This is a genomic window from Caballeronia sp. J97 (assembly GCF_905220305.1).
GTDB lineage: Bacteria > Pseudomonadota > Gammaproteobacteria > Burkholderiales > Burkholderiaceae > Caballeronia.
In genome coordinates, this window is record NZ_CAJMZL010000047.1 from 1 (window position 1) to 17,324 (window position 17,324).

The 17,324-nt window shown below is 63.4% G+C and carries 18 protein-coding genes; 11 read left to right on the forward strand and 7 right to left on the reverse strand.

Features of this window, described 5'->3' with window-relative positions:
* Positions 1-159: 159 nt before the first annotated feature.
* The 4 genes from U4Y90_RS33580 (at position 160) to U4Y90_RS33595 (ending at position 3,832) form a co-directional block, all read left to right on the forward strand.
* Complete coding sequence (locus tag U4Y90_RS33580) at positions 160-1,374, forward strand: DUF2863 family protein (protein ID WP_321801198.1); 1,215 nt, start codon at positions 160-162, stop codon at positions 1,372-1,374.
* A 191-nt stretch (positions 1,375-1,565) separates the two neighbouring features.
* On the forward strand, positions 1,566-2,375 hold the full coding sequence (locus U4Y90_RS33585) for a response regulator transcription factor (RefSeq protein WP_321801199.1): 810 nt from the start codon (positions 1,566-1,568) through the stop codon (positions 2,373-2,375).
* Positions 2,376-2,443: 68 nt separating this feature from the next.
* Positions 2,444-3,118, forward strand: coding sequence for an energy-coupling factor ABC transporter permease (locus U4Y90_RS33590; protein WP_321801244.1), 675 nt, complete (start codon positions 2,444-2,446; stop codon positions 3,116-3,118).
* Between the two features lie 147 nt (positions 3,119-3,265).
* A complete protein-coding gene (locus tag U4Y90_RS33595; RefSeq protein WP_321801201.1) occupies positions 3,266-3,832 on the forward strand; it encodes a BspC domain-containing protein in 567 nt (188 codons plus the stop codon).
* Positions 3,833-3,933: 101 nt separating this feature from the next.
* Here U4Y90_RS33595 and U4Y90_RS33600 read toward each other — a convergent pair whose 3' ends face one another.
* Positions 3,934-5,094 (reverse strand): M14-type cytosolic carboxypeptidase, encoded by a 1,161-nt coding sequence (locus U4Y90_RS33600; protein WP_321801203.1) that lies wholly within the window; start codon positions 5,092-5,094, stop codon positions 3,934-3,936.
* A gap of 32 nt (positions 5,095-5,126) precedes the next feature.
* The gene (yaaA, locus tag U4Y90_RS33605) at positions 5,127-5,906 is read right to left on the reverse strand and encodes a peroxide stress protein YaaA (RefSeq protein WP_321801204.1); all 780 of its coding nucleotides are present in this window, start codon (positions 5,904-5,906) and stop codon (positions 5,127-5,129) included.
* A gap of 56 nt (positions 5,907-5,962) precedes the next feature.
* Here yaaA and U4Y90_RS33610 point away from each other — a divergent pair, with 56 nt between their 5' ends.
* The 7 genes from U4Y90_RS33610 to U4Y90_RS33640 all read left to right on the forward strand — a co-directional run bounded on the left by U4Y90_RS33610 (position 5,963) and on the right by U4Y90_RS33640 (position 13,152).
* Positions 5,963-6,442: a putative toxin-antitoxin system toxin component, PIN family gene (locus tag U4Y90_RS33610; protein ID WP_321801205.1), complete on the forward strand. Its 480-nt coding sequence runs from the start codon at positions 5,963-5,965 to the stop codon at positions 6,440-6,442.
* A 46-nt stretch (positions 6,443-6,488) separates the two neighbouring features.
* Positions 6,489-7,670 (forward strand): pyridoxal phosphate-dependent aminotransferase, encoded by a 1,182-nt coding sequence (locus tag U4Y90_RS33615; protein ID WP_321801206.1) that lies wholly within the window; start codon positions 6,489-6,491, stop codon positions 7,668-7,670.
* A 74-nt stretch (positions 7,671-7,744) separates the two neighbouring features.
* The gene (locus U4Y90_RS33620) at positions 7,745-9,286 is read left to right on the forward strand and encodes a 3-hydroxyacyl-CoA dehydrogenase (protein WP_321801207.1); all 1,542 of its coding nucleotides are present in this window, start codon (positions 7,745-7,747) and stop codon (positions 9,284-9,286) included.
* Entirely contained in the window at positions 9,283-10,071 is a 789-nt protein-coding gene (locus U4Y90_RS33625; RefSeq protein ID WP_321801208.1) for an oxepin-CoA hydrolase, alternative type, read from the forward strand. The genes U4Y90_RS33620 and U4Y90_RS33625 overlap by 4 nt, the downstream gene beginning before the upstream one ends.
* A 4-nt stretch (positions 10,072-10,075) precedes the next feature.
* Positions 10,076-10,801 carry a histidine phosphatase family protein gene (locus U4Y90_RS33630; RefSeq protein WP_321801210.1) on the forward strand — a complete coding sequence of 242 codons (726 nt, stop codon included), beginning with the start codon at positions 10,076-10,078 and terminating at the stop codon, positions 10,799-10,801.
* Between the two features lie 21 nt (positions 10,802-10,822).
* The gene (locus U4Y90_RS33635; protein ID WP_321801212.1) at positions 10,823-11,920 is read left to right on the forward strand and encodes a phosphotransferase; all 1,098 of its coding nucleotides are present in this window, start codon (positions 10,823-10,825) and stop codon (positions 11,918-11,920) included.
* Positions 11,921-11,934: 14 nt separating this feature from the next.
* Positions 11,935-13,152 carry an acyl-CoA dehydrogenase family protein gene (locus U4Y90_RS33640; protein ID WP_321801214.1) on the forward strand — a complete coding sequence of 406 codons (1,218 nt, stop codon included), beginning with the start codon at positions 11,935-11,937 and terminating at the stop codon, positions 13,150-13,152.
* Positions 13,153-13,197: 45 nt separating this feature from the next.
* On the opposite strand, the gene U4Y90_RS33645 is transcribed toward U4Y90_RS33640, so the two are convergent.
* The 5 genes from U4Y90_RS33645 to U4Y90_RS33665 form a co-directional block, all read right to left on the reverse strand.
* Positions 13,198-13,656: a MaoC family dehydratase gene (locus tag U4Y90_RS33645; RefSeq protein WP_321801215.1), complete on the reverse strand. Its 459-nt coding sequence runs from the start codon at positions 13,654-13,656 to the stop codon at positions 13,198-13,200.
* A gap of 20 nt (positions 13,657-13,676) precedes the next feature.
* Complete coding sequence (locus tag U4Y90_RS33650) at positions 13,677-14,792, reverse strand: acyl-CoA dehydrogenase (RefSeq protein WP_321801216.1); 1,116 nt, start codon at positions 14,790-14,792, stop codon at positions 13,677-13,679.
* Positions 14,793-14,802: 10 nt separating this feature from the next.
* A complete protein-coding gene (locus U4Y90_RS33655) occupies positions 14,803-15,999 on the reverse strand; it encodes an acyl-CoA dehydrogenase family protein (RefSeq protein WP_321801217.1) in 1,197 nt (398 codons plus the stop codon).
* Between the two features lie 57 nt (positions 16,000-16,056).
* Positions 16,057-16,506 carry a DUF1178 family protein gene (locus U4Y90_RS33660; RefSeq protein ID WP_321801218.1) on the reverse strand — a complete coding sequence of 150 codons (450 nt, stop codon included), beginning with the start codon at positions 16,504-16,506 and terminating at the stop codon, positions 16,057-16,059.
* Positions 16,507-16,703: 197 nt separating this feature from the next.
* A complete protein-coding gene (locus U4Y90_RS33665; protein ID WP_321801220.1) occupies positions 16,704-17,303 on the reverse strand; it encodes an NUDIX hydrolase in 600 nt (199 codons plus the stop codon).
* Between the last annotated feature and the right edge of the window lie 21 nt (positions 17,304-17,324).

Consider the following 17,324-nt stretch of genomic DNA (forward strand, 5'->3'; position numbering starts at 1 on the left):
GCAGGCCCAGCTCCGCAAGAGGAATTTCGAAATTTTGTTTAACCTTCCGGAACCGCCTTCCCTTCGCCTCGTTCTACATACTGCAACGCGGCACGATAAAAGCATCTGCCGAGCGACTACAATTAAAGGTTCACCGCACCAATTCACTCTAGTATCGATATGCGCTCGCGAATCGCAAAACGTATTCCCCCGGATGCAGACAAGCTCGTCGGCCTCTCCCTCGCGCTCTTCGCGTCCGGCAGCCGCGTCGAGGATCGCTTCTGGGAAGCTCGCCTTGACGCTCTCATCGTCAAACTCGTACGCAACGGCAATCAGACGACGCTCGACGCCGCCCTCGACCACCTGCAGCAAAATCATCCGGACGCCTATGGCGCGCTCGCCGATATGGCCGAGACGCACAGCGAGTCCTTCAAAGTCGACATCGACGGCGCGCCACACGAAGCATTGCTCGTTGCCGCGCCAGTGCTGGCGTGGACGCGCTACGCCATCCCGTCTGGAACGCTCAAAGGCGAGGCCGTCGACGCGCTGCGCACGCAAATGCAAGCGCACGTCCTCGCTGCGGACGCGCGCGTGGCCGTCGCGCCATACCTCTACAGCATCGATCAGTTGCCGCGGCACCACGTGGATACGTCGCGTCTCGCGCAACAGTTACTGCAAACGGTAATGAACGGCAGCGTCGCGCGCTTGAATCTCTCTGACTTGCCAGAAACTTCGCCGATCCTCGCCGATCCGCGATTCCTGCTGGCTTTAGTCGTTGTGCCCGCCGAAGCGGCATTCTTCCGCTGGCAGGAGGACGACAACGGCAACCGCGTAGAGCGTGGTCAGTGCCTCGAGCAGTGGACCGCGCAGGGCGGGCCGAGCTTCGCCGCCATCCTGCCCGGCTGTGAATTCGAGTGCCTGCTTCCCGATGCCTACTACTCGGCCTGCCGCGATGCCGACGAACAAGTTCGCCCCCATACCGTGCGCACCGCCGTCCGCTATCTCTTCGACACGCTCGGCGCCGCGCCGCAAGACTTGCGCGCGGTCATCGCGGGCTTCGGCGAACGGCGTATCGACGAATATCGCATCGGCTTTACGCGGCGCGGCAGTAACGATGTGATCTACGGAGTCGTGTGGCCACTCTACGGGCGCGAAAACGGGGAACTCGGGATGGACGAGGATCCGGTCGATCTCGAGGGCGCCAACGGCCCGGTCGAAGAAATCGTCGAGTTGTTGAAGAAAACCGGTGTCTCGGACGTGCGTCGCCATGCGGGACGCTTCGAACCGGAATTCTGCGACGACTGCGGCGTGCCGCTGTATGCCGATCCGCTCGGCGAAATCGTTCATGCTGAGATGCCTGAGGATGCTGATCCAGCGCAGCCACATTTCCATTAAAACTGACTAAAAGCAGTCATCTAGCGCAAAAAGAACCCCGCCTCGTGCGGGGTTTTGTGTATTTATGCCTATGCCGTTCGGATAGGAGGGCAAACCACCTCAAATTTGTAAATATAGCCACTGACGCCGTTCTACACCGGCGCCGAGTCCCGAAGCCGGGAGGCAACGGGTGTATTGACAAGAGGTAAAGCATGATAATCAACATTATTGGTTCCGACGCGGAGCGCCGGGCGGGCCTTAAAACATTGCTGCGCCGTGTTGCGCGCCACGCGCAATTCACCGAGGCGAAGGATTGGAGGCAAGCCCGTTCAGCCTTGAAACGCTCCACCCCCGACATGATCGTGATCGACTGGGCGCCCGAATCGCGCACCGGCGACTTGCAGATCCTGCTCGACGACGCGCCCGACGTGCCTGCGGCCATCATGGTCGACCGCTGCGGTGCTGCTCTGGTCTACGCTCTGATGAGCGTCGGCGCGATGGGCGTGATCCCGCGCGCCCTCGACCCGTTCCTGATACTGCGTGCACTGGAGATGGTGCTTGTAGGGGGACACTATATTCCGCCGGACGTCGTCGACCCGGAACTGACGCTCGAACTCACGACCCGCCGTGCTCGAGACAGCGCCCGGTTGCCGCACAGAATCCGCCATCATCCGACGCTGTCGCCCCGACAACAGCAAATCATGCGCTGCGTCCACATGGGCAGCACCAACAAGATGATCGCAAAGACTCTCGGCATCAGCGAAGGCACGGTGAAAATCCACCTTGCAAGTATCTTCCAGCAACTGGGCGCAACGAATCGCGCAGCCGCAGTCGCGATCTACAACGGCGTGCAAACCGCCCATCTCGAAATTCTGCGCAGCGGAGGCGACAAACCAATCCGCGTCGTGTCGGGTCAGCCAGGCGTGATTCCGCTGCGTCGGCCACGAACGCGCTATCCGTCGCTTCTCGACAGCGATGCTGCCGCATTGCCGATAGCAGCCGAGCCGGAATCAACGTTCTAGCAACAAACGAGGCGAACGGGGCCGTCCTTTGCGCACACGTTTTGCGTGCAGCGAGTAATATGCAAGGCATGGGGTTCTTCTACACACCGCTACCGCTTTGGCTAACCGTCGGCAGCTGGATCGTCGCCGCGGGACTGCTTGCGCTCGCGCTGATGCCGCGTCCGTTCGCTCGTCTGCAGGACGCTACCCTGCAGAACGTGTGGCTCGGCGTCATCGTCGCGATCTCGGTGCTGTGGGCGTGCAACGCATGGTTCGACGACGGGCCCGTCATCCATTTGTTGGGCGCGACGCTGATGGTCACGCTGTTCGACTGGCGGCTCGCGCTTATCGGTACGGCTGCGACCACAGGTCTCGCCGCGGTCGTCCTCGATGCGTCCTGGCTCTCGGTGGCGACCACCTATCTCCTCTTCGGCGCGTTGCCCGTGGCAGTGTCGACCTTGCTGCAGCGTCTGAGCAACGCGTGGTTACCGCGCAATCTCTTCACTTTCATCGCCGGGCACGGGTTCGTCACGGCCGCGGCCGCGGTGGCGGCGGCATGCGGTGCGACCATCCTGCTCGAGATGGCGCTCGCGAGCGGTCCTGTCATCGTGCCTCCGGCGTTCACGCGAGGCTCGCTGCTGCTGGGCGCCGGCGAAGCGCTCTTCACGGGCCTGCTCACCATTCTTATCACGGTGTATAAACCCGCGTGGATCACCACGTACGACGTGCGCCGCTATCGCCTCGATCGCGGTCCGCGCGTCTAGGTTTCTCAACACGTATCGGCCCGTTGCTGTCGGGAGCGTCGGATATCGGATTCCGGGCGATGGGTACGCGCGCAAAGTACGATAAGATTGAACTCCTTCCCCACACGGCGCATCTTACTTGCCCGTGTCTTCTTAGCGCCAGACTTGATGGAAAGTAACTACGCACCGCGCCGGCTCCTGCGGCTCGTCGGCCGGTTGGCGGTATGCGCATCGTTGGCATGCGCGGTGTCCGCTTTTGCCGATTTGCTCGACGAGCGCAACGAACTGATTCACCACTTCGTCACCGACTTCAAGGCCAACCCGCTCGTCGCGGATTGCGCCGCGCATGGCAACTTCATCGCCAGTACGTCTTCGGCATTCGATCACGTCGAGTTCCCGCCTGCCTCGTTCGATGCCGCGCATTCGGCGATCGAGCCATGGAACGATTCGTTCGACGAGAAAAAACAGCGAATCAAAGTGGACAACGTCGTGACCGTCGAAGGTCAAGGCATGCCGAAAGACGGCGAGCGCGATCCCACGCCGCTCAAATTCCGCTGCGGCTATGTCGGCAGCCAGATGCTCGCCTTCGGCTGGAACGATCCCGTGCCGCCACTGCGCCCGCGCGCCGAAGCGCACTCGACGCACAGCACGAAAGGCAAGCACGGCGCGAAGACCAAGGCGGCGAGCAAAACCGGCACGTCCAAGTCGACCAAGAAGACGACCAAGAAGCACTAGCCGATTTCTTTCGACCAACGAAGACTGAAGACACGATCTAAAAGGGCGTGGCCACCTGAAGCGGCCACGCCCTTTTCACATCGACGGCAAATCGTCTGCCCTCAGGCGCCGAACGACTGCAGGTGCCACAGAATGGCCTGAAGCATCGAAGCGCCGAGTGCAGCGCTGCGCGCGCCGTTCCAGCCAACGCTCTCGTCCGGCAGATTCGCGTTGTCCTTAAACGGCATTTCCAGCGTGAGCGACAGGCATTTGTACTCGTTGCCGATGTACTTCGACGCGAGTTTGAGCGCATCCGTCTGATACTTGCTCGACTCGTAACCGTGGACGTCCTGAAAGTCCGGACTCGCCTGCTTGAAGAAATCGACGAAGGCCTTCTGCTCCTTTGCCTGTCTCTCGGTGAAGCCCGGCAGCATCTCCGAGCCGGCGACGAACACGTAAGGAATGGCTTCGTCGCCGTGGATATCGAAGAACAGATCGCAGCCGGTCTCCACGATAGCCTCGCGCACCGCGAGTACCTCCGGGCTGCGCTCGGCGCTCGGCTCCATCCATTCGCGATTCAGATTCGCGCCTGCTGCATTGGTGCGCAAATTGCCAAGCACGCTGCCGTCCGGGTTCATGTTCGGCACGATATGGAAAATGGCCCGCTCGAAGAGCGCGCGCGCAACCGGATCGCCGGCCCAGTCGCCGAAGCCCGCGAGGCGCTTCACGAGCCCTTCGACGAACCATTCCGCCATCGTCTCGCCCGGATGCTGGCGCGCGATGATCCAGATTTTCTTCTTCGGTTCAGCGTCGCCGAAGTCCGGGATGCCGAGCGACAGCACCGACATCGGACGGCCCTGGACCGTGCTGCCCAGTTCGGTCAGCGTCGCGAGCGGCATCTGCTGGACCGCGCCGAGAAACTCCGAATGGCGTTCCTCGCTGTACGGCTCGAAGTACGCGTAGTAGATGCGATCGAAGTCAGGCGTGTGGTCGATCTTCATCACCTGCCCGTCGTATTCCGTCGATACGCGGAACCAGTTCACGCGGTCGTAGCTCGCGACAGCTTCATAGTCGCGCCAGCCTTCGGGAAACGCACACTGCGCCGCGTTCTCGAAGGTCATTACGAGGCGCTCGCCGCGCGCACCGGACACGCGGAAATAGAACCATTGCGCGAAGTCCGCATGGGAATCGGTCCGAATGCGCAGGCGGATGTCGGCGGGTTCGTCGGAATTGAGGACTTCGATCGCACCCGCGTCGAAGTTGCTTGAAATGGAGAGAGTCATCTGCGTTTCCTTGCGTGCTGGCCGCGCGGTTCTTATTCCGCGACGCGGCGACGAAATACGTAAGTCGTGTCGTTCGAGGCCTTTGCATCGAACTTGTAGCCTTCACTGTCGAAGCCTTTGAGCGCTTCCGGCTCGTCGATGCGGTTCTCCACCGCATAACGCGCCATCATCCCGCGCGCGCGCTTCGCGTGAAAGCTGATGATCTTGTAACGCCCGCCCTTCCAGTCCTCGAACACCGGCGAGATGACCGGCGCCGCGAGCACCTTCGGCTTGACCGACTTGAAATATTCTTCCGACGCGCAATTCACCAGCACGCGCGCGCCGCGCTGCTTCTTCAATTGCTCGTTGAGCGCCGCCGTGATGCGCTCGCCCCAGAACGCGTACAGATCCTTGCCGCGCGCATTCGGAAATTTCGTGCCCATTTCGAGCCGATACGGCTGTAGCAAATCGAGCGGCCGCAGCAGACCGTACAGCCCCGACAGCACGCGGACATGGTTCTGCGCGAAATCGAGATCGCCCGCCGACAGCGACTTCGCGGCGAAACCTTCATACACGTCGCCGTTGAACGCGAGCACCGCCTGCTTGGAATTGTGCGCCCCGAAGGTCGTCGACCAGTCCGCGTAACGCTGGAAGTTCAGCGCCGCGAGCTGGTCCGAAATGCCCATCATTCCGCCGATCTGCTGCGGCGAGAGTCCGCGCAGCCCGTCGATCAGTTCGGCGGCGTCATCGACGAATTGCGGCAGCGTGTGCTTCTTGATATGAGCGGGCGTCTCGTAGTCGAGCGATTTGGCAGGCGAGAGAACGATTATCATGGAGGCTCGCCGGCGCGCCGCCGGCGATCATTGGCATAAACCCCTGATTGTATCGAATGGACAATTCCGCCGCGCCACTGCCGTCGCCGACGCGCGTGGTGCTCGATTCGAATGTGTGGATCGACATCCTCGTGTTCGACGACCCCGCCACGCGCCCGATTCACGCAGCGCTCGAAGCCCGCACGCTCGAAGCGCTCATCGATGAACGCTGCCTCCGGGAGCTCACCCGCGTGCTCGACTACCCGCAGTTCGTGCGCATGGCCGTCGACAAGGCCGCCGCGCTCGCGAGCGTCGCGCGCCTGTCGACGCTCGTCGTGGCGGCCATCGACGAAAGCGAGCACCCGCTGCCCAAATGCAAGGACCGCGACGACCAGAAATTTCTCGAGCTCGCGCATGCATCGGGCGCCAGGTGGCTCGTCTCGAAGGATCGCGCGGTGTTGAAACTCGCCCGGCGAGTCGCGCGCGACTTCGCGTTTCGCATCGCCGAGCCGAAACCGTTCGTTCTCGAATTCGAGGCACAGGCGGCCATCGGCTGAGCGTGTCTTAAAATAGTCGCGAGCCCTATTCCACGTCCATCCGACCATGAACGCCACGCACGAATTGCCGCCGACACCCTCCGAGCTCTCCTTCCCGTCGCGTCTGCCCAATGTGGGCACGACCATCTTCACCGTGATGAGCGCGCTCGCGACGCAAAAAGGCGCGGTGAACCTCGGCCAGGGCTTCCCCGATTTCGATTGCGACACGCGCATCGTCGATGCGGTCGCGGCCGCCATGCGCGACGGCCACAATCAATATCCGCCGATGGCGGGCGTCGCGCCCTTGCGCCAGGCTATCGCGCGCAAGATCGACGCGCTCTACGGCCGCGCGTACAACGCCGACACTGAAATCACCGTGACCGCCGGCGCGACGCAGGCGCTGCTCACCGCGATTCTGTGCTGCGTGCATCCGGGCGATGAAGTCATCGTGATCGAACCGATGTACGACAGCTACGTGCCGTCGATCGAGCTCGCGGGCGGCAAGCCCGTGTTCGTGTCGCTCGAAGCACCCGACTACGCGCTGCCCTTCGACAAGATCGCCGCCGCGATCACGCCGAAGACGCGCCTTCTGATGATCAACACGCCGCACAATCCGACTGGCCGCGTGTGGCACGCGGAAGACATGAAGAAGCTCGAAGAGATCGTGCGCGACACCAACGTGCTGATCGTCTCCGACGAAGTCTACGAGCACATGGTCTACGACGGCGCGCCGCACGAAAGCGTCGCGCGTTATCCGGAGCTGGCGAAACGCAGCTTCGTGGTGTCGAGCTTCGGCAAGACGTTTCATGTGACGGGCTGGAAAGTCGGCTACGTGGCCGCGCCCGCCGCGCTGACGGCCGAATTTCGCAAGGTGCATCAGTTCAACGTGTTCACCGTGAACACGCCGATGCAGATCGGCCTCGCGCATTATCTGGAAGACCCGAGGCCCTATCTGGACCTGCCCGCGTTCTATCAGAAAAAGCGCGATTTCTTCCGCGAGGGCCTCGCGAAGACACGCTTCTCGCTCTTGCCGTCCGAAGGCACGTACTTCCAGTGCGTCGATTATTCGAACATCAGCGACATGCCCGAAGCCGAGTTCTCGCAATGGCTCACGAGCGAAATCGGCGTCGCGGCAATTCCGGTGTCGGCGTTCTATCACGAGAGCCATGAATCGGGCGTCGTGCGCTTTTGCTTCGCGAAGAAGGAAGAGACGCTCGCGCTCGCGCTCGAACGGCTCGCCAGACTCTGAGCGACGGCGCGTCTGCCGAGCCGCATCAAACCCGCGCCACGCGCGTTCCCATCCCAAAGGAGCAGGACCGCATCATGAGTCAGCACGCATACACGATTCAAACGCTCGGTATCGTCGGCAGTGGTGCGATGGGGCGCGGCATCGCGCAGATCGCGGCGCTCGGCGGGCTGAACGTGCATATCTACGACACGAACCCCAAGGCGCTCGCCGCGGCGCGCGAGTATCTGTCAGACACGCTCGCCAAGCTCACCGCCAAGGGCAAACTCAAGGAAGCCGACGCGCACGCGGCGCTCGCGCGCATCCGCGATGCGGGCGACACGAGCGAGCTTTCGGATTGCGACGCCATCGTCGAGGCGATCGTCGAGAATCTCGACATCAAGCGCGAGTTGTTCCGCGAACTCGAAGCGGTCGTCGGCGAGCACTGCATTCTGGCGTCGAACACGTCGTCGCTGTCGATCACCGCGATCGCCGCCGGATGCGCGCATCCGGATCGCGTCGCGGGCTTTCACTTCTTCAATCCCGTGCCGTTGATGCGCGTCGTCGAAGTCATCGACGGCTTGCGCGGCGACCCGCGCGCGGGCGATGCGCTGATGGACCTCGCGCGGCGCATGGGCCACACGCCGGTGCGCGCGAAGGACATGCCGGGCTTCATCGTCAATCACGCCGGGCGTGGCATGAACACGGAAGGCCTGCGCGTGGCGAGCGAAGGTGTCGCGAGCTTCGCGGATATCGACCGCATCATGCGCGAGCAGGCGGGCTTTCGCCTCGGACCATTCGAGCTGCTCGATCTCACCGCGCTCGACGTTTCACATCCTGTGATGGAATCGATCTACCACCAGTTCTATGAGGAGCCGCGCTTCAAGCCGTCGCCGATCACGGGCACGCGGCTCGCGGGCGGGCTCATCGGACGCAAGGCGGGCGCCGGATTTTATCGGTACGTCGACGGCAAGCAGGACGTACAGCCGGAGCCCGCCGCGCCGACGCGGCTGCCCACGCGCGTCTGGATCAGCCGCGCCTCGCACGCAGGACGCGAGCAAGTGCTGAAGCTGATCGCCAAATGCGATTGCTCCGTGCACATCGACGCCGGCCACACGCCCGGGCCGGATTCGCTGCTCGTCGTGACGCCGCTCGGCTTCGACGCGACCACGGCCGCGATCAACGAACACCTCGATGCGACGCGCGTCGTCGCCGTCGATACGCTCTTCCCGCTCGACACCGTCGCGCGCCGCACGATCATGACGACGCCCGCGACCTTACCGGCGATGCGCGACGCCGCGCACGCCCTCTTCGCCTTCGACGGCGTGCCCGTCTCCGTGATCCGCGATTCGACCGGCTTCGTCGCGCAACGCGTCGTGGCGACGATCGTGAACATCGGCTGCGATATCGCGCAGCAGGGCATCGCGACGCCCGAGGACATCGATCTCGCGGTGATGCTCGGCCTGGGCTATCCGCACGGCCCGCTCGCGCTCGGCAACACGCTCGGCGCGAGCACGATCCTCACGATCCTGCGCAACATTCACGCCGTGCTCGGCGACCCGCGCTACCGGCCCACGCCGTGGCTCGCGCGGCGCGCGCAGCTCGGACTTTCGCTTACCCATATCGAGGAGCTCAGATGAGCGCCGAACTACTGACAGACCGTCCCGCGGGCAGCGACACCACGCTCGTGCTCAAGTTGTCCAATCCCGGCGCGCGCAACGCGTTGCATCCGGACATGTACGCCGCCGGCATCGAGGCATTGAACACGGCGGAGCGCGACAACACCGTGCGCGCGATCGTGCTGACCGGCGCCGACAACTTCTTTTGCGCGGGCGGCAATCTGAATCGCCTGCTGGAGAACCGCGCGAAAGATCCATCGGTGCAAGGCGCAAGCATCGACATGCTGGCGGAATGGATCAGCGCGCTGCGTGCATCGACGAAACCGGTGATCGCGGCCGTCGAAGGCGCGGCGGCGGGCGCGGGCTTTTCGCTGGCGCTCGCATGCGATCTGATCGTCGCCGCCGATGACGCCCGGTTCGTCATGTCGTATGCGCGCGTCGGCCTGACGCCCGATGGCGGCGCATCGTGGTTTCTGTCACGCGCGCTGCCGCGCACGCTCGCGAGCGAAGTGCTGCTCGAAGCAAAGCCGATCGGCGCGGCGCGCCTGCATGAAGTCGGCGTCGTGAACCGGCTGACGAAGAAAGGCATCGCGCTCGATGCAGCGATCGCATGGGCCGACGATCTCGGCAGCGTGTCGCCGAAAGCGATGGCGCGCATCAAGTCGCTCATCAACGCCGCCGACGTGCAGCCGCTCGCCGCGCATCTCGACATGGAACGCGACAGTTTCGTCGACGCGCTTCATCACGGCGACGCGCTCGAGGGCATCACCGCGTTCCTCGACAAGCGCCAGCCGAACTATCGTTAAGCTCATGGCTCACTACGAATTGCCGAAGCGCCGGCGCATCTTTCTGATGCGTCACGGCGACGTCACGTATTTCGACGACAGCGGCCGCGCGATCGATCCCGAAAGCGTGCCGCTCAACGAGCGCGGACGCGAGGAAGCGAGCGCGGCGGGCCGCGAGTTCGCCGCGCAGAAAGTCCGCTTCGATCGCGTGATCGTGAGCGGACTGCCGCGCACCATGGAGACCGCGCGGCGCGTTCTCGAAGCGACGGGTCAGCAGGTCGACATCGAAACCTGGCCCGAGTGGCAGGAAATTCGCGGCGGCAAGCTCAAAGACCTCACGACATCGGACATCGAGCGCGCGTTTCTGTCAGTGTTCGATGGCCTCGTGTCCGAAGACACGCAATTTCTCGGCGGCGAGACGATCGGCGAGTTGCTCGACCGCGCGTTGCCCGCAGTGACGCGCTTGCGCGAGGATCGCTCGTGGGACACGGTGTTGCTCGTGCTGCACGGCGGCGTCAATCGCGCGCTGCTGTCGCACGCGATCAGCGCCGGCGGGCGCGCGTTCTTCGGGCATCTGTCGCAGGCGACAGGCTGCATCAACGCGCTCGATGTCGGCGACAAGCCGGCCGACTGGGTCGTGCATGCGATCAACCATTCGCCGCCCTCGCCGCTGCACGCCGACGTGCGTAACACGACGATGGAACTGCTCTACGCGCAATTCGTACGCTACAAGGCCGGCGACATGAACTGAAGCACTAGCCTGGAGGAGACGATGCAAGACAACGAGACGCAAAAGCAGTCCGATTTCTCCGCGTTCGAAGGAACGCGCCCCGTGCAGGACAAGCAGCGCTTCGACCCCGATGCGCTCGTGTCGTGGCTCACGGCCAATATCGACGGCTTCAGCGGCCCGTTGACCGTCGAGCAGTTCGCGGGCGGCCAGTCGAACCCGACGTTCAAGCTCGTCACGCCCACGCGCAGTTACGTGATGCGCGCGAAGCCCGGGCCCGCGGCGAAGCTGCTGCCGTCCGCGCATGCGATCGAGCGAGAGTATCGCGTGATGGATGCGCTCTCTTCCACCGACGTTCCCGTCGCGCGCATGCTCGCGCTTTGCGAGGACGAAAACGTGATCGGCCGCGCGTTCTATGTGATGGAGTTCGTGCAGGGACGCGTGCTGTGGGATCAATCGCTGCCCGGCATGACGCCCGCCGAGCGCGCCGCGATCTATGACGAAACGAATCGCGTGATCGCGGCGCTGCATACGGTGGATGTCGAAGCCGCCGGTCTGTCGGGCTACGGCAAGCCGGGCAACTACTTCGAGCGCCAGATCGGACGCTGGAGCAAGCAATATGTCGCATCGGAGACCGAGAAGATCGATGCGATGAATCGCCTGATCGACTGGCTGCCTCAGCACATTCCGCAAGCGCGCAACACGCGCGTCAGCGTCGTGCATGGCGATTACCGGCTCGACAATCTCATCTTTCATCCGACCGAGCCACGCGTGCTCGCCGTGCTCGACTGGGAATTGTCGACGCTCGGCGATCCGCTCGCCGACTTCGCCTATCACTGCATGGCGTGGCATGTCGATCCGTCGCAGTTTCGTGGCATCGCCGGACTCGACTGGGCCGCGCTCGGCATTCCCGACGAAGCCGACTATGTGCAGCGCTATTGCCAGCGCACGGGATTCACGATCGAAGGCGACTGGAACTTCTATCTCGCATACAACATGTTCCGCATCGCGGCGATCCTGCAAGGCATCATGAAGCGCGTCGTCGATGGCACGGCCGCGAGCGCGCAAGCCGTCGATGCGGGCAAGCGCGCGCGGCCGATGGCCGAACTCGCGTGGCAATACGCGCAAAAAGTCGGCGCATAAGTGGAGACTCACGCATGAACTTCGACTACACGCCCAAGGTGCAGGCGTTGCGCGAAACGCTGCTCGCTTTCTTCGACGCGCACATCTATCCGAACGAACGCGCCTATGCCGATGAGGTCGCCGCGAATCGCGCGGCGGGCAACGCATGGATTCCGACACGCCTGATCGAAGGCCTGAAGGAGAAAGCGCGCGCGCAAGGACTGTGGAATCTCTTTCTTCCCGCATCGGCGCGTGGCGCGGGCCTGACGAACCTCGAATACGCGCCGCTATGCGAAATCATGGGCCGTGTGCCGTGGGCGCCCGAAGTCTTCAATTGCAGCGCGCCCGACACCGGCAACATGGAAACCATCGAGCGCTACGGCACCGATGCGCAAAAGGCCCAGTGGCTCGAACCGCTGCTGCGCGGCGAAATCCGTTCGGCGTTCCTGATGACCGAGCCCGAAGTCGCGTCATCGGACGCGACCAATATCCGTTGCAGCATCAGGCGCGATGGCGACAATTACGTGATCGACGGCCACAAATGGTGGTCCTCGGGTGCGGGCGACCCGCGCTGCAAGGTGTATATCGTGATGGGCAAGACCGATCCCGATGCGCCGAAGCACGCGCAACAATCGATGATTCTCGTGCCCGCCGACGCAAGCGGCATCACGGTGCATCGGCCATTGAACGTCTTCGGTTACGACGATGCGCCGCATGGACACATGGACGTCACGCTCGACAACGTGCGCGTGCTGGCGACGAACATGCTGCTAGGCGCCGGACGCGGCTTCGAGATCGCGCAGGGCCGGCTCGGCCCAGGACGCATTCACCATTGCATGCGTCTCATCGGACTCGCTGAACGCGCGCTCGAACTGATGACGAAACGCACGCTCACGCGCATCGCGTTCGGCAAGCCGATCGCGCAGCATGGCGTGACGCAGGAGCGCATCGCCGAAGCGCGCATCATGATCGAGCAGGCGCGGCTCCTGACGCTCAAGGCCGCATACATGATGGACACCGTCGGCAACAAGGGCGCGCGCGGCGAGATCGCGATGATCAAGGTCGTCGCGCCGAACGTCGCGTGTCAGGTCATCGATTGGGCGATCCAGGCACACGGCGCGGGCGGCGTCAGCGACGACTTCCCGCTGGCGTATGCGTACGCATCGGCGCGCACGCTGCGCCTGGCCGACGGCCCCGACGAAGTGCATCGCAATGCGATCGCGAAGCTGGAGTTCGGCAAGTACGCCGAATAAGGAAGCCGCCTCGGAACGCGTGCCGCGCGATGAACGCCGCGGCGCTCATGCCTGCGCGCCCGGATTGCGCAGGCCGAAGAGCGCGGCCGAATCCACCGTGAGCACGAGCTCGCCGTTCTGATTGTGCGCCTCCCAGCGCGTCTGCACGATGCCGCGATCCGGCTTGCTCTTCGACACGCGCTTGTCGAGCACGCGCACGGTGAGCCGCACCGTATCGCCGACGCGCACGGGCTTGATCCAACGGATGTTGTCGAGACCGGGCGAGCCCATCGAGGTGGAATCGCCGACCATGTCGCGCACGAGGATGCCCATCATCGCGGAGCACGTGTTCCAGCCGCTCGCGACGAGGCCGCCGAAATGCGAAGCCTCGCCCGCCGCTTCCGACAGATGAAAAGGCTGCGGATCGTAACGCTCGGCGAATCCGACGATTTCCTCTCTCGTGAACGTGTGCGCGCTCAACTGCACGGCGCTGCCGATTTCGAAATCCTCATAGGCGTATTTCATGCGTGGCTCCTTGATGAGCTTCAATCTGCGGTCACTGAAAATGCGGGAAGCGAGGTGAAGCGTGCGAGATGATGATCGACGTCGCCGAGCGTCGTCTCGATGATCGACAGGCGCTTGAACCAGTGCGCCACGGGCATTTCATTGGTCATGCCCATGCCGCCGTGCAATTGCACCGCCTGTTGTCCGACGAAGCGCGCGGCTTGCCCGACGCGGGCCTTCGCGGCCGAGACGGCTTGCGCGCGCGCAGCGGCATCGTCGTCGCGATAGCGCGCGGCGGCGAGACAGGTAACCGAGCGCGCCTGTTCCGTGTGAATCAGCATGTCGACCATGCGATGCTGCAGCGCCTGAAAGCGCGCGATCGGCACGCCGAATTGCTGACGCTCTTTCGCGTAATCGACGGTGGCGCGATTGAGCGCGTCGAGCGCGCCGAGCGCTTCCGCGCACAACAGGAAGGTCGCGTAATCGGCGATGCGCTCGAAAGTCGCGGCGCCGGTGTCGCGGCCGCCGAGGCGCATCGCGGGCGCCTTGTCGAACGTGAGCGTCGCGGCGCGTTGACCGTCGATCGTGCGGTACCCGGTGATGCCGACATTCGCGGCATCCGTTCCGACGATGAAAAGCGCCACCTCGCCGCGCACGCGCGCCGGCACGATCCAGTAGTCGGCCTGCGCACCGTGCTGGACCATCGACTTCGTGCCTTCGAGCGTGAAGCGATCGCCTTCTCCGGTCGCGGTCGTGCGGAGATCGAAAAGATCGTAGCGCGCATGCGCCTCGTTGAACGCGACGGCCAGTCGAATTTCGCCGCGGCCCGCGCGTTCGAGCAAATCGCCGGCATGCGCGCCGAGACGCAACGCTTCGATGCCCACGGCCGTCGCCCAATACGGCTCGACGACGAGCGCGCGTCCGAGCTCTTGCATGACGACGAGCATGTCGACCGGGCCGCCATCGAAGCCACCCTGCGCTTCGGGAACCGGCAGCGCGAGCAAACCGAGCTCGGCAAATGCGCGCCAATGCTGCTCGCCGACACCCGCCTCCGATGCGACGATCTTCTGCCGCGCGTCGAACGCATATTCCTTGTCGAGATAACGACGTAGCGCATCGCGGAACTGCTGCTGTTCATCGCCGAAGGTGAAGTCCATGCGCCGCTCCTCAAAGTCCCAGAATCATCTGCGCGATGATGTTCTTTTGAATCTCGTTCGAGCCACCGTAGATCGAGGCTTTGCGATAGTTGAAGTAGTACGCCGCGAGCGGCGCGGCATCGTCGTCGCCCGTGATGCTTCGCGCGTGCGCGCCTTCGAGGTATGCGGGATCGAACGCGGCTGCCTGCGGGCCGACTGCTTCGACCATCAGTTCGGTCAGCGCCTGTTGCACTTCGGTGCCCTTGATCTTCAGCATCGATGCTTCCGGTCCTGGCCCTTTCCCGCCGGCTTCGCTCGCGACGACACGCTGAACCGTTACTTCGAGCGCCATCAGCTCGATTTCGAGCGCGGCGACTTTCGCGGCGAAAAGCGGATCGTGCAGGAGCGGCTTGGCGCCTTTGTTGCGATCGAGCGCAAGACGCTTCAGGAAAAGCAACTCGCGCTTCGATTGCCCGACGCGCGCGATGCCGGTGCGCTCGTGCCCGAGCAGATATTTCGCATAGGTCCAGCCGCGATTTTGCTCGCCGACGAGATTCGCCACCGGCACCTCGACGTCCTCGAAAAAGACCTCGTTGACTTCGTGATCCTCGTCGAGCGTGATGATCGGCCGCACGGTGATACCAGGCGTCCTCATGTCGATCAGAAGGAACGAGATGCCCTCCTGTTTCTTCGCTTCCGGATCGGTCCGCACGAGACAGAACATCATGTCGGCGTGCTGGCCGAGCGTCGTCCAGGTCTTTTGCCCGTTCACGATGTAGCGATCGCCGCGCCGCTCGGCGTGCGTGCGCAGCGACGCGAGATCGGAGCCCGAGCCAGGTTCCGAGTAGCCCTGACACCACCAGTCGGTGCCATCGAGAATGCGCGGCAGATAGCGGGACTTCTGCTCGGCGTTGCCGTACTTCATGAGCACGGGCGCGACCATCGATACGCCGAAGGGCAGCACCATCGGCGCACCCGCGCGGGCGCACTCTTCGTCCCAGATATGACGCTGTGTCACGTCCCAGCCGGGACCGCCGTATTCCTTCGGCCACGCGACCGCCGACCAGCCGCGCGCCGCGAGCAGCTTGTGCCAGCTCGCGTAGTCATCGCGGTTCAGACGCTTGTGGTTGAGAACTTTGTCGCGCAACGCGCGCGGAAGACTGGCTTCGAGCCAGGTGCGGATGCCGGCGCGAAAGGCGTCGTCGGCGGGGGTATAACCGAGGTTCATGCGCGGTGTCTCCTTCATGGCCCGGTCCAGAGCCAGAAGAGACGCCACGCGCAGCGCTTACTGCAGCGGCTCTTTCAATGCGTCCGGAACAGGCAACGGCATCACGTCGATTCCTTCTTCGAGCAAGGCATGCGTTTCCTCGGGCGTACTGACGCCGCGAATATTGCGCGCCGGCGCCTCGTTGTAATGAATGCGCCGCGCCTCCTCGGCAAACCGATCGCCCACGTTCTCGGTCTTCTCGATCAACTCGCGCATGAACTGCAGCGCGCGCGCCTGCAATGTCGCCGCTTCAGGCACGGCCTGCGCCTGTGCGGCCGCGGGCGCCGCTTCGCCTCGCGCCGACGACAGATTCAGGCGCGGTGCGGACGGCATGCGGCTCACGTCGGTTGCCGAGCAGACCGGACATGCAACCAGCTTGCGCGACAACTGCGATTCGAACTCTTCGGTCGAGGCAAACCAGCCTTCGAACCGATGTTCGTGCGAGCACTTTAAATCGAGGACCTTCATGCTGATGGGGCTTCGGTGAAGTTTATCTCAAAAACGCGTTTTATGAACGGTCGTTCGTAAAATTGGACGAATGTCCAAATTCGCCGCATCGCGAAACATTCATTCTAGCCGCTCGTATCGCCTCACGCTTTCGATGACGCAAAAACGACAAAAGCGGCTATCGAGGCCGCTTTTGCACGCATCCGTCGGGCGAACGCTCAGTCCGGGACCATCTCGCCCGGTTTCCACTCGCCGGAGCGGATCTTCTCGAGCCAGAACACGCCGATGATCGTCTTCACGTCGCTGATGCTGCCGTCCTTCACCCAGTTCATCAACTGCACTTCATCGGCAATGAAGGTTTCGAGGAACTCGCCTTCGTCGAGTTTCGCGTCGCCCGCCTTCAGGCCGCGCGCGAGGTAAATGTCGATGAACTCGGTCGAATACGAAATCACCGGATGGATGCGCGTGAGGAACGTCCATTCTCGCGCGGTGTAGCCGGTCTCTTCCTGCAACTCGCGCTTTGCGCACGTCAGCTCGTTCTCGTTGGGATCGAGCTTGCCCGCCGGGAATTCGAGCAGCACGCGGCCGACCGGGTAACGGAACTGACGTTCGAGCAGCACGCGGCCGTCGTCGAAGACCGGCAGGATCATCACCGCGCCCGGATGCTCGACGAATTCGCGCGTCGCGTGCTTGCCGTCGGGCAATTCGACGGTGTCACATTTCAACGTGAGGAATTTGCCCTCGTGCAGGGTGACGCTTTCGACCTTCTTTTCGATGAGGCCGTCGTCCTTGCCGGGAATCGAGGATTGATCTGCCATCTTGAGCCTTGTGCTTTTGAA

Excerpts from the sequence above, each read along its gene's own strand:
- U4Y90_RS33635 (WP_321801212.1), top strand. The coding sequence starts at position 10,823 with ATGCAAGACAACGAGACGCAAAAGCAGTCCGATTTCTCCGCGTTCGAA.
- U4Y90_RS33600 (WP_321801203.1), bottom strand. The coding sequence starts at position 5,094 with ATGACTCTCTCCATTTCAAGCAACTTCGACGCGGGTGCGATCGAAGTC.
- U4Y90_RS33615 (WP_321801206.1), top strand. The coding sequence starts at position 6,489 with ATGAACGCCACGCACGAATTGCCGCCGACACCCTCCGAGCTCTCCTTC.
- U4Y90_RS33595 (WP_321801201.1), top strand. The coding sequence starts at position 3,266 with ATGGAAAGTAACTACGCACCGCGCCGGCTCCTGCGGCTCGTCGGCCGG.
- U4Y90_RS33580 (WP_321801198.1), top strand. The coding sequence starts at position 160 with ATGCGCTCGCGAATCGCAAAACGTATTCCCCCGGATGCAGACAAGCTC.
- U4Y90_RS33620 (WP_321801207.1), top strand. The coding sequence starts at position 7,745 with ATGAGTCAGCACGCATACACGATTCAAACGCTCGGTATCGTCGGCAGT.
- U4Y90_RS33660 (WP_321801218.1), bottom strand. The coding sequence starts at position 16,506 with ATGAAGGTCCTCGATTTAAAGTGCTCGCACGAACATCGGTTCGAAGGC.
- U4Y90_RS33610 (WP_321801205.1), top strand. The coding sequence starts at position 5,963 with ATGGACAATTCCGCCGCGCCACTGCCGTCGCCGACGCGCGTGGTGCTC.
- yaaA (WP_321801204.1), bottom strand. The coding sequence starts at position 5,906 with ATGATAATCGTTCTCTCGCCTGCCAAATCGCTCGACTACGAGACGCCC.
- U4Y90_RS33585 (WP_321801199.1), top strand. The coding sequence starts at position 1,566 with ATGATAATCAACATTATTGGTTCCGACGCGGAGCGCCGGGCGGGCCTT.
- U4Y90_RS33650 (WP_321801216.1), bottom strand. The coding sequence starts at position 14,792 with ATGGACTTCACCTTCGGCGATGAACAGCAGCAGTTCCGCGATGCGCTA.
- U4Y90_RS33625 (WP_321801208.1), top strand. The coding sequence starts at position 9,283 with ATGAGCGCCGAACTACTGACAGACCGTCCCGCGGGCAGCGACACCACG.
- U4Y90_RS33665 (WP_321801220.1), bottom strand. The coding sequence starts at position 17,303 with ATGGCAGATCAATCCTCGATTCCCGGCAAGGACGACGGCCTCATCGAA.
- U4Y90_RS33640 (WP_321801214.1), top strand. The coding sequence starts at position 11,935 with ATGAACTTCGACTACACGCCCAAGGTGCAGGCGTTGCGCGAAACGCTG.
- U4Y90_RS33645 (WP_321801215.1), bottom strand. The coding sequence starts at position 13,656 with ATGAAATACGCCTATGAGGATTTCGAAATCGGCAGCGCCGTGCAGTTG.
- U4Y90_RS33630 (WP_321801210.1), top strand. The coding sequence starts at position 10,076 with ATGGCTCACTACGAATTGCCGAAGCGCCGGCGCATCTTTCTGATGCGT.
- U4Y90_RS33590 (WP_321801244.1), top strand. The coding sequence starts at position 2,444 with ATGGGGTTCTTCTACACACCGCTACCGCTTTGGCTAACCGTCGGCAGC.
- U4Y90_RS33655 (WP_321801217.1), bottom strand. The coding sequence starts at position 15,999 with ATGAACCTCGGTTATACCCCCGCCGACGACGCCTTTCGCGCCGGCATC.